Annotated in this window: 7 protein-coding genes; 3 read left to right on the top strand and 4 right to left on the bottom strand. The window is 71.1% G+C overall.

The window, feature by feature from the left end; all coding sequences use genetic code 11:
* Nucleotides 1–649 precede the first annotated feature (649 nt).
* Complete coding sequence (locus LRX76_RS09315; protein ID WP_231804374.1) at nt 650–2,797, bottom strand: S46 family peptidase; 2,148 nt, start codon at nt 2,795–2,797, stop codon at nt 650–652.
* 180 nt (nt 2,798–2,977) lie between these two features.
* Here LRX76_RS09315 and LRX76_RS09310 point away from each other — a divergent pair, with 180 nt between their 5' ends.
* Together LRX76_RS09310 and LRX76_RS09305 are read left to right on the top strand one after the other, a co-directional pair.
* Nucleotides 2,978–4,525, top strand: coding sequence for an EAL domain-containing protein (locus LRX76_RS09310; protein ID WP_231804372.1), 1,548 nt, complete (start codon nt 2,978–2,980; stop codon nt 4,523–4,525).
* Nucleotides 4,526–4,664: 139 nt separating this feature from the next.
* On the top strand, nt 4,665–4,817 hold the full coding sequence (locus LRX76_RS09305; RefSeq protein WP_231804370.1) for a hypothetical protein: 153 nt from the start codon (nt 4,665–4,667) through the stop codon (nt 4,815–4,817).
* 103 nt (nt 4,818–4,920) lie between these two features.
* Here LRX76_RS09305 and LRX76_RS09300 read toward each other — a convergent pair whose 3' ends face one another.
* Nucleotides 4,921–5,439, bottom strand: coding sequence for a heme-binding protein (locus LRX76_RS09300; protein WP_231804368.1), 519 nt, complete (start codon nt 5,437–5,439; stop codon nt 4,921–4,923).
* Between the two features lie 388 nt (nt 5,440–5,827).
* Here LRX76_RS09300 and LRX76_RS09295 point away from each other — a divergent pair, with 388 nt between their 5' ends.
* Nucleotides 5,828–7,789, top strand: a complete 1,962-nt coding sequence (locus LRX76_RS09295) for a peptidoglycan recognition family protein (protein ID WP_231804366.1) — start codon at nt 5,828–5,830, stop codon at nt 7,787–7,789.
* 103 nt (nt 7,790–7,892) lie between these two features.
* Here LRX76_RS09295 and LRX76_RS09290 read toward each other — a convergent pair whose 3' ends face one another.
* Together LRX76_RS09290 and LRX76_RS09285 are read right to left on the bottom strand one after the other, a co-directional pair.
* On the bottom strand, nt 7,893–11,756 hold the full coding sequence (locus LRX76_RS09290) for a translocation/assembly module TamB domain-containing protein (RefSeq protein WP_231804364.1): 3,864 nt from the start codon (nt 11,754–11,756) through the stop codon (nt 7,893–7,895).
* A complete protein-coding gene (locus LRX76_RS09285; RefSeq protein WP_231804362.1) occupies nt 11,753–13,537 on the bottom strand; it encodes an autotransporter assembly complex family protein in 1,785 nt (594 codons plus the stop codon). Before LRX76_RS09285 ends, LRX76_RS09290 begins: the two co-directional genes overlap by 4 nt.
* Nucleotides 13,538–13,614: the final 77 nt, after the last annotated feature.

The following is a 13,614-nucleotide window of genomic DNA, read 5'->3' as shown; positions in this document are numbered from 1 at the left end:
GGGTTCGTGTCCCACCGGAGAACGAGCGGATCGCGCGCGGCCGCAGCGTCGGTGTGGCCGGCGGAGGCCGCTGCCGGCGGCGTCGACGTCACGGGTTTCGCCTCGGCGCCGTTGCCCGGGATCGGACAGGGGGAATGCCGTCGCTGGCCAATCGCGTCCGTGACGCGAAGCCACGTCGCAGCGACAGGCAACCGGTCCACTGACGATCGGTGGCCCGGAAGGACGGTTGCGGAAAGCGGGCATGTCCGCGCCGGAATGGCGCACGCGTTCGCGCGCCACAGGGGAAAGCATCGGCCTTGCCTGCCGACATTCTGCGTCGACCAGGCGCCGGCAACCCGGCGTGCAAGCGCCTCGCGACAACCGGGCAGCGGCCGCGGGAACGGAAGTGCCACGGTTTCGTCGGCATCGTCCTCGACCGATGCCGCTGTCACCTCAGCGGACGACTTCCCGGCGCCGGCGCGGATCGCTCCGTATGCGATGCGATCGAGGACCCGCGGGAACCCCGGTGCAGGCGCAGCGGCAGCTCGCGGCACGATCGCCAAGGCGGCGGCGGGACGACCGCGCACCTCGTGCGGCTGGCGTGCCGGCAGTCCGCCGGCACGCGGTGGCCGGCGCCGCCGGTAACAGCAGCCTCGCGGCTAAGGAAACCTCACTGCGCCGGCAATCCCATCTCCTGCAGCAACTGCGGGGCCGGGTACACCTTGGCCATCAGCCAGCGCAGGTAGCGCATGTCCACGTGGATGGCGCGCTTGTAGCGCGGGTCGTACCACCAGCTGGCGCTGACCGACTCCCAGTTGCTGTCGAAGTTCAGGCCGATCAGCCGTCCCTGGGCGTCGAGCACCGGCGAGCCGGAATTGCCGCCGGTGGTATCCAGGTTGGTGAGGAAGTTCACCGGCTGGGTCCTGAGCTGGGGATCGGCGGTGCTGCCGAAGTCGCCCTTGCCGATGGCCTCCAGCAGCGGCTTCGGCGCGTCGAACGGCACCTGCCCGGTGTTCTTCTCGACGATGCCGGCCACCGTGGTCACCGGCGCGTAGCTCACCGCATCGCGCGGCGATAGCGGCTCGACCCGGCCGTAACTCACCCGCAGCGTGCTGTTGGCGTCCGGATACACCGCGCGCCCCTGCTGCTTGCGCCAGGCCACCAGCGCGCGCATGTAGGCCGGGCGCAGGCGCAGCTGCTCGCCCTCGCGCGCCTTGCGCTCGCCCTCCAGGCGCAGCTGCGCCGGCACCAGCTTGGCCGCCAGTTCCAGCAGCGGGTCGGCGGCCAGCGGCTGGCCCTGGCGTGCGGCGGCCAGCCGCGACAGGCGCTGGTCCTCCTCGCCGAGCCGGGTGCCGGCGTACAGCGCGTCGAGCGCGGCCGCCAGCTGCGCCGGGGTGCGGCCGAAGGCGGAATCGAACTCGGGCACGCGCTGGGCGTCGGGCAACTGCTGGTAGCGGGTGAACAGCGCCGTCAGCAGCGCCTTCTCCACCGCCGGCGCGTAGCGGCGCTGCGCCTGCCGCAGCTGGCCCTCGATCAGCGCCAGGTCGCGCTGCTGGTAGCCGCTCTCGCGCTCGGCATCGGGCTTGGCGGCCTCGGCGCGCAGCCGCTCCAGCGCCAGCGCCGCCCTGAACAGCTGGGTCTGCGCGCCGGCCAGCCCCAGCAGCAGGTCGCGCTCGCGCTGTGCCGAGCCCTGCGCCAGCACCTGCTGCAGGGCGGCGATGTCGCGCGCATCGGCGCCACCGGTGGCGGCCAGCATGCCGCGCTCGTCCTGCCGGCGCAGCTGCACCGCATCGCTGCGCTGCAGGCCTTCCAGCTCGCCGGCGGCGCGCTTGCGGTTGTTCTTCAGCGACTGCAGCTGCGAGGCGTAGCGGGTGCGGGCATCGGCGTCGCGCCGGCCCTGTGCCTCGATCACGCCGATCAGCTGGTCCAGCACCTCCACTCGCTGCGGCAGCACCGCGTTGACCTGCTCGTCGAACTCGGCCGCGGTGCGATGGCGGTAGGTGGTGCCGGGATAGCCGGCCAGCATCGCGTAGTCGCCGGCCTTGGGACCCTCGCTGGCGATCTGCAGGTGCGCCGGCGGCTGGTACGGCACGTTGTCGGCGCTGTAGGCGGCCGGCTTGCCGTCGCGGCCGACGTAGGCGCGCAGCAGGGTGAAGTCGCCGCTGTGCCGCGGCCACATGAAGTTGTCGATCTCGTCGCCGTAGTTGCCGATGGCGCGCGGCGGCGCGTAGACCAGGCGCACGTCCCTCAGCTCCAGCTGGGTGATGCGGTAGAAGTCGGTGCCGTAGTACATGTTGGCCACGCTGCAGCGCACCTGCCCGCCGGCCTCGCAGTCGGCGACGATGCGCTTGCTGGCCGCATCCACCGCATCGAAGTAGGCGCGTCCGTGCTTGCCGCGCGCGCCGGCCAGCACCTGGTCGGTGACCTTGTCGAAGCCGACCGTCACCAGCACCCGGAAATCGGGATTGGCGGCACGCTCGTCGCCGCGGTCCCTGGCCACGAAACCTTCGTCGATCAGGTTCTCCTTCGCGCTGGAGTTGTACTGGATCACGCCGAAGGCGACGTGGTGGTTGGTGAGCAGCAGGCCGTCGGCGGAGACGAACGAACCGGTGCCGCCACCGACCTTCACCACCGCGCTCAGCGGCGGCCGGGTGACATCGGCCAGCTCGCCCGGATCGCCGCGGAAACCGGCCTCGCGCAAGGTATCGGCCAGCTGCGGCAATTGTGCGGGCATCCACATGCCTTCGTCGGCATGGGCTGGGGCGCCCAGGGCGAGGCCCAGGGCGAGCGAGGCGGCAAGGCGGTTGTTGGCGGGCATGGCGGTGGATCTTCCTGCTAGTGGATAGAAGGCCGGTCGAGGACACTAGCCTTTCCGCATCGGGTACCGCAATGTTCCGGTCGAGGACGACGCTCAATATCGGCACGGCCTGGCCGATGCAACGAACACGCCAGCAGGAACCCTCGCCTGTCACCGCCAGGCCATGAACCAGGAACGAGCATGAGTTTCCACCTATCCCGGAAAGGGCTGCTTGGCAGCGACTGCCTGATCGTCTGCATCCTGCTGCTGGCCACCGCGGCCGCGGCCCTGGCGGGCGGGCGGATCCTGCAGGCGGGGCGACAGCAGGCCGCGCTCGATACCTATGCCGACAAGCTGCTGGCGCGCGCCATCGAGGTGGCCGCCGACTCCAGCCAAACCCTGCAGCGCGCCCATGAACTGCGGACCGCGCCCTGCTCGGAGGCCGACATCGCCGAGCTCAGGTTCCTGATGTTCCAGTCCCGCTTCCTGCGCGACGTCGGCCGCCTGCGCGACAACCACGTGGTCTGTTCGGGCGCCTGGGGCGTGATCCATCAGGCCGAGCCGCTCCCCCGTCCCGACCTGCAACACGACGGCTACCGCTTCTGGAAGGCCACGCGGTACCCGCCCGACCCGCGCATCGTCGCCGACGCCAGCGCCTATCGGGACGTGACGGTGGCGACCGCACCGGCGGCCTTCGCCGGCATGGACCCGCCCCGCTCCGGCATGGCCGCCCTGCTGCTCAGCCGCGACGGACGCTACACCTACAACGCCCTCGGCGATGTCGCCCGCCTGCAGGCGCACGTCGGCGCCGGCCGGGACCCGCTCGGCCGCACCCGACAGCTGCGCCGCTGCAGCAGCGGCTTCAACGTCTGCGCGGTCGCCTACTACCGCCCTGCCGGCCTGTTCGCCGAATCGCCGGTGCAGGCCGCCGGGCTGGGCCTGCTGGGCGCGCTGGCCGGCATCGGCATCGGCCTGACGATCGTCGGCATCCGCATGCGCCGGCGGTCGCTGCCCATGCAGTTGCAGCGCGCGCTGGAGGGCGACGGCCTGGTCATGCACTACCAGCCCCTGCGCCCCCTGCGCGACCGCCGGCTGGCGGGCGTGGAGGCGTTGGCGAGATGGTGCAGCGAGTCCGGCCAGTGGGTCGAACCGGACGTGTTCGTCGCGATGGCCGAAGAGCTGCACCTGGCCGGGACGATGGCCCGCCAGGTGGTGCGCAAGGCGCTGGCCGAGCTGGGCGCGCGCCTGCGCGGCGACGACGGCTTCTACGTCAGCCTCAACCTGTCCGTGGCCGAAATCGCCGATCCGGACTTCCATCGCTACCTCGACGAGCAGATCCGCCACCATGGCATCGCCGCCGACCGGCTGGTGCTGGAGATCACCGAGCGCTCCACCACCGGCCACGCGGAGCTGGCCGAGAGCATCGGCAGGCTGCGCGAGCGCGGCTACCGGTTCTACATCGACGACTTCGGCACCGGCTATTCCACCCTGGCCTACCTGGCCAGGCTGCCGATCGATGCGATCAAGGTCGACCGCATGTTCACCGGCTCCATCGGCACCGGCTCGCCGGTGGAACTGATCATCGAGCCGATCTGCGCCCTGGCCAGGCGCCTGCAGGTCGGCCTGGTGGTGGAGGGCGTGGAAAGCGAGGAGCAGGCCGCCAGCGTGCTGCGGCTGGCCCCCGACGCCCTGGGCCAGGGCTGGCTGCTGGGCCGGCCGGTGCCGGCGGCGCAGCTGCCAGCGGATTGAGCGGCAAGGCGGCCAGCCGCCGGCATGCCAGCGCACCGTCCGCGGCAAACCGCGCGCGCGCGTGCCCAGGCAGGGCTTCGTCCTGGTCCCGCGCCGCTGCGCCAACAATCCGTCAACAAACGCGTGCTAGAAGTGCCCCATGGTCAGGCACTTCTGCAAGGCATACAGGCTGGCGCGCGGCTGGGAAGCCGGGCCGCTGACGTCCGCCTGGCGCGCCACGCGCTATGCCCTCACCGGCGACAGCGGCGAATTCCGTACCCGCGGCTGGAGCACCGCGCGGATCCGCCGCTGAGCCGGAGATCCGGGGACCGGCGGGCGCGGACACGCGCCGGCGCCGATCTCCCCATGCGGCCGCGGCCGCGACGCCACGCGAACCGGCAACCACACTCCTTCGTTCACTCCGCGGCCAGCGCCGCCGCCCCGGCCTTGGCCGCCGCCACGTCCTGCGCCACCGAGCCGCCGCTCACCCCGATGGCCCCGATCACCTGGCCGCTGCGATTCACGATCAGCTCGCCGCCGCCGAAGATCATCGTGCCGCCATCGACGACCTCGATGCCGTAGAGCTCGCCGCCGGGCTTGGCCAGCTCGGCGAGCTGCAGCGTGGACATGTTCAGCGAACGGGCGGTCCTGGCCTTGCGGATGGAAATGTCGATGCTGGCCAGGAAAGCGCCGTCCATGCGCGCGAAGGCCTTGAGGTTGCCGCCGGCATCGACCACCGCGACGTTCATCAGCGTGTCCTGGGCATTGGCCTGCTTCACCGCCGCCTCGATGGCCTTGTGCGCCTGCGCCATCGTCATGTCGCCGGGCAGATAGAACCTGGAACCGTCCTTCTCGGCCCAGGCCGTGCCGGCCGTACAGAACGCCAGGACCATGCCCAGCACCGTCATGTACTTCGTCATCGCAACGCGTTTCATGGGACTCTCCCAAATCCAGGTCGTCGGCCGCTTTCGCGGCGCCGGGATCATCCTATGCCCGGCTCCGGCCTTTCCCTCGCCAGTGCGCGGATAGGACGCAGAATCGTGCCCGCCACGGCGCAACGCGATGCACGACGACAAAGCATCGCCGCGCATGGCTTAAGGATGGGCCGGTGACATCGGCCGTTATCGGCATTGCGGACCGGCTGGATCCGGCCCCGGGAAACGCGGAACCATCGTTCGCCGCCATCGCGGCGGCCGTCATTTCACGTACGCCGACACATCGCCGGGGCAACACCGGTCACACAACCGGGCATCCATTCCGGCGATCGCGGCAATGCACGGTAAAACCGCCGGTGCAGGGGGCTCTCTTGTCGAGGTATGCATCATGGAACGACGTTACCGACACACACTGTGCATCGCGCTGGCTGGCCTGATGGCCAGCGGCAACGGTCTTGCCCAGGCAGCCGCTTCCGCACCATCCACGGTGCTGGACACGCAACTGCGCAACGAGGAACTGCAGGTGCTGCCGCAACGCCAGGCGTTCGCGCGCCATTTCCGCCAGGCCCATGCGCGCTATCCGGCCATTCCCACAGGCACGCTGGAATCGATCGCCTACGTGCAGACCCGCTGGCAGCACCTGCGGCCGGATCCGCTGCAGGGCCAGCAGCACGCCCACAACCACATGCCGGCGGCCTATGGCGTGATGGGCCTGTACGGCGGCCAGGGCTTCGCCGACCAGGTGTCCGAGGCCGCGCAGCTGCTCGGCGTGCGACCGCAGCAGGTCCGCGAGGACCCGCTCACCAACATCCTGGCCGCCGCCGCACTGCTCGACCGGCAGATCCGCCAGGACTTCCCCGCCGGCGACAGGACCGGCCTGACGGGCATCTCGCTGGCGCCCGCGCTGGAGGACATCCGCCCGGCCCTGGAGCGCTACGCCGGCTTCTCGCCGCAGGCGGGCATCCGTGCGCAAGGCAACATCGACGACTACGCACGCAGCAGCTTCGCCTACGACGTACTGCTGGCGCTGGACCGCGGCGTGGACGACCGCGGCATCGTCGTGCCCGAGCGGCCGGTGCAATGGGAACGCGCCTTCGACGTGCAGCGGCTGATCCAGCTGCGCGCGCCGATGCTGCGGCTGGACGCCACCCGCGACCGCATCGAGGCCGGCGGCATCGGCATCGACCCGGTCACCGAGACCCTGCAGCGGCGCGACACCCCCGACCCCCGCGCACAGTCGACCGAAAACACCGCGACGGACACCGATGCCGGCATCCAGAGCACCGACTACGGCCCGGCGATCTGGGATCCGGCCTCGTCCTCGAACTACACCGCCTCGCGCAGTGCCGCGGTCAGCGCCGTCACCCTGCACACCGCCCAGGGCAGCTACGCCGGCACCATCTCCTGGTTCAAGAACGCCTCCGCCCAGGTCAGCGCCCACTACGTGATCCGCAGCTCCGACGGCCAGGTCACGCAGATGGTGCGCAATGCCCACACCGCCTGGCACGTGCGCAACCACAACGCCTACACCCTCGGCATCGAGCACGAGGGCTACGTCGACAACAGCTCCTGGTACACCAGCGCGATGTACGACGCCTCGGCGGCGCTGGTGCGCAGCTTCTGCGCCGGCTACAGCGCCATCCCCTGCGCCAGCGCCTACAGCGGCGCACCCAGCAGCGGCATCCAGGTGCTCGCCGACAGCGTCAAGATCAAGGGCCACCAGCATTTCAGCGGGCAGACCCACACCGACCCGGGCATCAACTGGAACTGGGCGCGCTACTACGCCCTGCTCAACCCCGGCAGCGGCGGCTCGGGCACCGCCAGCGTGCTGGACGGCTTCGAGAGCAGCGTCGGCCACTTCGCCACCAGCCCGACCTACTCGGGCAGCACCACCGGCATCGGCAGCGGCTCGACCGCGACCCGCGACTGCAGCACCGCCCGCAACGGCGCCTGCTCGCTGCGGGTCCTGCTCAAGGACGACAGCGCCAGCTCCGCCGCCTGGTCGGTGCGGCTGCTCTCCGGCGCCGGCTCGCCCTCCTCGAACACCGCGCTCACCCGCAGCGGCGGCACGATCGGCTTCTGGGTCTACCCGGCCGGCAGCGGCCTGAGCGTGGCGGTGGGCATCGACGACAGCGACGGCACCGAACGCTCGCTCAGCCGCACCCTGCCGGCCAACACCTGGACCTACGTGTCGTGGTCGCTCACCGACGACGCGCAGTGGAACGCCTGGGCCGGCGGCAACGGCGCGATCACCGCCGCCAGCGTCACCCTGGACGCGATCTGGCTATACCGTGCGCAGACCGCGTATGACGTCAATGTTTATGTCGATGACGTGCAGATAACGAACTGAACTGGCGAGGGCGCCCGCTGGAGCGGGCGTCCTTCACCATGCATGTCGGGCAGCCGCCGGATGAGGGCGGTTGCGTTTCGCAAAGCCGCGCAGTGCAACGGCCCTACTTCTCCCGCCGCCAGTTGATCGACCCGCGCGTCTCCACCGTGCTCGATTCCACTTCCACGTCGAATCCGCGCCGCAGCAGGTACTTGAGCGTCAGCACCGAGCCGCTGCCGACCATCGATACGCCGTAGCCGACGTAGAGTTTCGGCGACAGGTACTTGCCGAAGCCGACCACCGAGCCGCCCAGGGTGCTGGACTGGCTGACGCCGGCCTCGTCCAGGCCGAGCTTGGCACCGAGCTGCGAGGCCACCAGGCCGCTGCCGGCCGACAGCGCGGCCGAAGCGGCGCTGACCTGGGCGCTCTCGTCGCTGCTGGCGGTGTTGAGGCTGCGGCCGAGCACCAGGTAGGCCAGCGCCTCGGACTGCGACATCGCCGGCTCGGACCAGACGTCGGCACGCGGCGATTCGGCGCGGCCGCTGACGTCGATGCCGGCGGTGACGTCGCCGATCTTGCGCTCGGCGCGGATGTTGATGCGCGGGTCGGAGACGATGTTGTTGTTCCAGGTCAGCTGGCCGCGGGTGATGGTCAGGTCCTGGCCGTAGGCCTTGTAGCGGCCGCGCACGTCTAGGCCGCCGTTGGCGGTCATCTCGCGGCCGGGGCGCGCGCGGATCTGCAGTTGCCCGCCGAGGCCGCCCTTGAGGCCGAAGCCGCTCATGTTCACCTTCTCGCCCAGGACGATCGCCAGCTCCATGTCCAGCGGCGAGGCCGGCGCCTCTTCCGGGTCCACCGGATCGAGCACCACCACGTCCTCGGACACCGAGGTGCCGCGATCCAGCCGCTCCAGGTCGATGTCGGCCTCGGGCACGGTGACCTGGCCGCGCAGGCGCATGGTGTTGTTGACGAGGCCGAACTGCAGGTCCGGGTTGGCGATCACGCGCAGCTCGGGGGTGTTGTACGCCAGCACGTTCTGCCCGCCGATGTTCAGCTGCAGCGGGGTGCCGTCGCCGTACCAGGACAGGCCGCCGTCCACGGTCAGGGTGCCGTCGCCGGACTTCACCGAGGCGGTGATCTTGGCCGAGCCGTCCGGCTGGGCGTCGAAGCGGCCCTTGCCCTCGCTCAGCGCCAGGCCCATCGACGGGTATTCGGCGGTGAAGTTGCTCAAGGTGGCATCGCCGCCGAGCAGTGGCTGCGAGCGGGTACCGCGCAGGCTGACGTGGCCTTCGATCAGCCCCTGCGGGCGATCGATCTCGGCCACGAACAGCTCCAGCCAGTACAGCCGCGAGATGTTCATGTACAGCTCGCCGTTGAGCGGCGCGTAGGGATCCCAGCCGGTGTCGAACTTGGCGTCGATGAAGCCGTTGCCCTGGAAGCCGACGCCGAGGCGGGCATTGATGTGGCGCGGGTCGAATGTGGCCTCGACGCTGAACTGGTCGTAGCGGATCAGCTCGCCGCGGTTGGGATTGCCCGCGCTCACCGCGTCGGGACGTTCGCCCAGGCGCACGCCGCCTTCCTTGGAGGCCATGCGGAAGCTGCCTTCCCAGGCGTTGCCGCGCGGCCTGAAGCTGCCGTCGAGCGAGACGTCGCCGCGCAAGGTGATCGGGCGGCCGTTCTGCGGCGGCAGCCACGGCTGCACCAGCGTCAGCGGCAGGCTGTCGGCATGCAGCGTCAGGCCCTCGCGCGGCCAGTTGGCGCTTACGCACAGGGCGCCGCCGCCGGTCGCGGCCAGGCAGGCCTCGGACAGGGTAAAGGCCGGGCCATTGGCCGAGAACTGCGCCGGCTGCCGCAGTGCCCAGGCGTCGCCCTTGGACGGGGCGATGCGCAGGCTGGCCAGTTCGCCCTGCCAGCGCGTGCCGCTGCGGCGGGCCGCGCCCTGCAGCGCCAGCGCCGCCATCGGGTTGTTTGCCTCCACGTCCAGGTCCAGGTCCTCCACGGCGCCGCGCGCCTGCACGCGCACGCTGTCCAGGACCATGCCGACGTCGATCGCGGTGCCGCGCAGCGCCAGGTCGCCGCCGCGACCGCGCCAGGGCAGGCGGCCGCGCAGTTCGACGCTCTCGGCGCTCCAGTCGTTCCAGCGCAGGCCGCTGCCGGTCAGGTCGGCGGCGATGTCGGGGGCATCGCGGCTGCCGGTGACCTGCACGCTGCCGCGCAGGCTGCCGGCGCCGCCGGGCAGCAGGTCGTCCAGCTGCAGCGGCTGCAGCCGGGCATCGATGTCGAGGCGGTCGCCGATCTTGCCGTGGGCGGCGACGCGGCTGTTGCCCAGCGCCAGGTCGAGCTGGCCTTCGCCCTGGTCGCCCTGCAGCGCGAAGCGGCCCTTGGCGTCGAGCCGGCGCTGGCGCAGCTGGCCGCTGAGCGAGGCGATCTCGGCGGTCGCCTGGTAGCCCGGCGATACTCCGCCGGCCGGGGCCGGCAGCTGCTCGCCCTTGGAGGCGATGGTGCCGGACAGGTTGCCGTTCCAGCCGGGAACGAAGTAGCCCGGATCGAACTTGGCCAGCACCGCCTGCACGTCCCAGCCCAGCTGCGGCTGCCAGGCGACCTCGCCGGTGACCTTCAGCGAACCGCCCGGCGTGGTGGCCTCCACCTGCCGCAGTTCGGCATGGCGGTCGTCGCCGCGGCTGTCGAACACCAGTGTGGCCTGGCCGCCGTCGCGCTCGACCTGCGCGCGGCCGATCGCGGCCCAGGCCTTGAGCGTGCCGGCCACGCCCAGCCGCGCCTCCACCAGTTCCACCGGCAGCGATTGCGCCTCGGGCGTGGCCGGGTCCGGCGCCGGCACGAACTTCAGGCCGTTGGCATTGACCGCGAAGCGGAAGCTGGCGTTGTCCATGTCGCGGAAATCGGCGCTGCCGCGCAGTTCGGTGCGGCCGTCGAAGGCGTCGATCACCAGCGGCTCGACGGTGAGCACCTGGTCGGCCAGGACGATGTGCGAAGGCTGCAGCGTCACCGCCAGGTCGTCGCCCTGGCTGAGCTTGCCCTGCAGGCGGGCGTCGCCGCCCTTGCCGGTGGCGGTGAAGTCGAACGCCAGCGGCTCGGACGCCGGCGCGGCGGCGCCCTCGGCCGGCGGCAGCAGCAGCGACAGGTCCAGCGCCTCGCTGCTGGCGGTCAGTTCCCAGCTCGGATCGTCGCGTCCGTTCAGCACCAGGTCGGCATGCAGCGGCGCCGGCGCACGGCCGGCCACGGCCACCCGCATCCTTTCCAGGTCGCCGCGGGCGACCAGCCCGACGCTGGCCGGGGTGCGCCCGCGCGGCGCCGGCAGCACCGCGGTGGCGGTGAGGTCGGTGCTGTAGTCGCTGCCGGGCAGGTAGCGGCCGTCGACGCGGAAGTCGCCGCGATCGGTATCGGCCACCAGCTGCTGCACGCGCAGCTCGCCGTTGGCCACTTCGACGCCGCCGCGGATCCGGCGGATGTCGATCATCGGCTGCTGCAGCTGGGTGATGCGCAGGTTGTCGACGACGATGGTGTCGGCCTGCAGCGCCAGCGGCGTGGCGATCTGCGGCAGCGAGCCGGGCCAGCTCGGCATCTTGAACGGCTCCTCGCTCTTGCCCAGGTCGAGGGTGGCGCCGCTCAGTTCCAGCGCGTCCAGCCGCAGCTTGCGGCCCAGCAGCGGGCGGATGTCCGGGTCCAGGTAGACGCGCTCGGCGGTGAAGTGGGTGTCCTGGTAGCGGAAATCGACGTTGCGCAGGGTCAGCGGCCCGGCCACCGGCCCGTCGACCTCGCCCCAGGTGAACGAGGCGCCGGCGGGCAGGCGTGCCACCACCTGCGCCAGCAGCACGTCGCGCCCGGCCACGGTCTGCAGCAGCCAGTACACCGCCAGCAGCACCAGCAGGACCACGCCCAGCACGCCCAGCCCCGAGCCCAGCCAGAAGCCGCGGCGCCGGTAGAAGCGCGGGCGCGGCGGCGGCGGTGCGGCGTCGGTCGGCGCGTTCACAGGTTGACTCCGATGTTGAGGTACAGCTGGAACTGCGAGTCAGGGTCGTTCAGGCCGTGGGCGACATCGATGCGCACCGGCCCCACCGGCGAGCGCCAGCGCATGCCCACGCCGACGCCGGTATGCCAGTCCGGGGTGTCGTCGAAGGCGCTGCCGCTGTCGACGAACACCGCCGCGCCCCACGGCCCGCCGCTGAAATAGTGCTCGAACTCGGCGCTGCCGGTGACCACGTGCTTGGCGCCGAGCGCGTAGCGGTCCGGCGCCGGGGTGCGCGGGCCGACCTCGCGGAAGGCGTAGCCGCGGATGCTGTCGTCGCCGCCGGCGAAGAAGCGCAGGCTCGGCGGCATCGCCACCAGGTCGCCGGTCCAGGTGGTGCCGCCCTCGCCGCGCAGGATCAGCCGGCCGTTGTCGCCGGCCGGCAGGAACCAGCGCAGCTTGCCCGAGCCCTGCAGGAAGCTGGTGTCCGAACCGGCCCCCTCCACGCCGCCGCGCATCATCATGTTGATGGCCACGCCGCGGCGCGGGAAGGTGCGGTCGTCGACGTTGGCGTAGTTGGCCTCCAGCTGCGGGTACACCAGCGAGGAGGTCTGGTAGATCGAGCCGCTGAAGTCGTCATCCTCGCCGGAGCTGTAGCGCCAGCGCTCGCGCAGGAAGTTGATCGAGGCCACCGCGCTCCAGTGCTCGTTGATCTCGCCGCTGCGCGCGGCGCTGACCTTGACGTTGCGCAGGTCGATGTAGTCGGTCTGCTCGTCGTACAGGCGGCCGGTGAAGGCATACCAGCCGTCGAGCCAGCGGAAGGCGGGGATGCGGTAGGTGGTGCTGAGCGACTTGCGCTTCTGCGCGTAGTCGAGCTGGGTGTTGATCTTGTGCCCGCGATCGTTGACGTAGCGCCGTTCCACGCCGCCGCGCACACCGGCGCCGCTCTCGCTGCCGTAGCTCAGGCCGGAGGTGTAGATGGTGCGCTTGGCGCGCTCGAGCCTGACGTCGATCGGCACCCGGCCCTGGTCGTCGGCCTCCTCGGGCTTGGGCTGGATGTCGATGGTGCTGAAGTAGTCCAGCTTGGTCAGCGACTCGCGCAGGCGGTCGATCTTGCCCTCGTGGTAGTAGCTGCCCTCTTCCCAGTACACCAGCGGGTCGAGCAGCTTCTCGCGGAAATAGTCCTGGTGGAAGCGCACCGGCCCCATGTCGTAGCGGCGGCCGCTGTCCCAGCCCAGGTCGATGTCGGCGGCATGCTCGGCGCGCGTGACCTCCACCCGGCGCTGGGTGAAGTCGGCATCGAAATAGCCGCGCTCGGCCAGGCGGCGGGTGATGGTGACCTTGCTGGCCTCGTAGGTGGTGTGGTCGAAGACGTCGCCGGGCCTGGGCTTGAACGCCTTGACGTCGGCCTGCAGGTAGCGGTCCTCGGTCGCCCAGCCCTCCATCTCGACGTGCGACTCGCGCACCCGCACCGGCTCGCCCTTGTCGACGTGGATGGTGACGGTCAGGTGGTCGTTGCTGCGCGGCGCCTCCACGGTGATGGTGGGCGAGTAGTAGCCGAACGGCTCCAGCGCCTCGCGCGCCTGCCGCTGCGCCTGGCTGAGCAGGTATTCCAGCCGGGATTCGCCCTGCTCCTTGCCGATGGCCTCGTACAGCGACAGCGAGACTTCGATGTTCTCGATCATCGCGGCCTCGTCGCCGCTGTCCAGACCGGTGATCTGCACTTTGTCGATGGTGCCGCGAGCGTGGGCGATACCGGCGCAGGAAAGCAGCACTGCGGCTGCGAGGAGGGGAACGGGTCGCATGGCACCAGAATACCGGCACCGCGTGTGAAGTCGTTAACTACACGTGCACGGAAGCGTGTGACGGCGGGGCGTGCCCC

Source organism: Stenotrophomonas sp. MMGLT7 (assembly GCF_021168555.1).
Classification (GTDB): domain Bacteria; phylum Pseudomonadota; class Gammaproteobacteria; order Xanthomonadales; family Xanthomonadaceae; genus MMGLT7.
This window is presented reverse-complemented; position numbering and strand designations above follow the sequence as displayed.

Bases quoted from the DNA above. Each gene is read 5' to 3' on its own strand.
- LRX76_RS09310 (WP_231804372.1), top strand. From the start codon at position 2,978: ATGAGTTTCCACCTATCCCGGAAAGGGCTGCTTGGCAGCGACTGCCTG.
- LRX76_RS09295 (WP_231804366.1), top strand. From the start codon at position 5,828: ATGGAACGACGTTACCGACACACACTGTGCATCGCGCTGGCTGGCCTG.
- LRX76_RS09300 (WP_231804368.1), bottom strand. From the start codon at position 5,439: ATGAAACGCGTTGCGATGACGAAGTACATGACGGTGCTGGGCATGGTC.
- LRX76_RS09285 (WP_231804362.1), bottom strand. From the start codon at position 13,537: ATGCGACCCGTTCCCCTCCTCGCAGCCGCAGTGCTGCTTTCCTGCGCC.
- LRX76_RS09315 (WP_231804374.1), bottom strand. From the start codon at position 2,797: ATGCCCGCCAACAACCGCCTTGCCGCCTCGCTCGCCCTGGGCCTCGCC.
- LRX76_RS09305 (WP_231804370.1), top strand. From the start codon at position 4,665: ATGGTCAGGCACTTCTGCAAGGCATACAGGCTGGCGCGCGGCTGGGAA.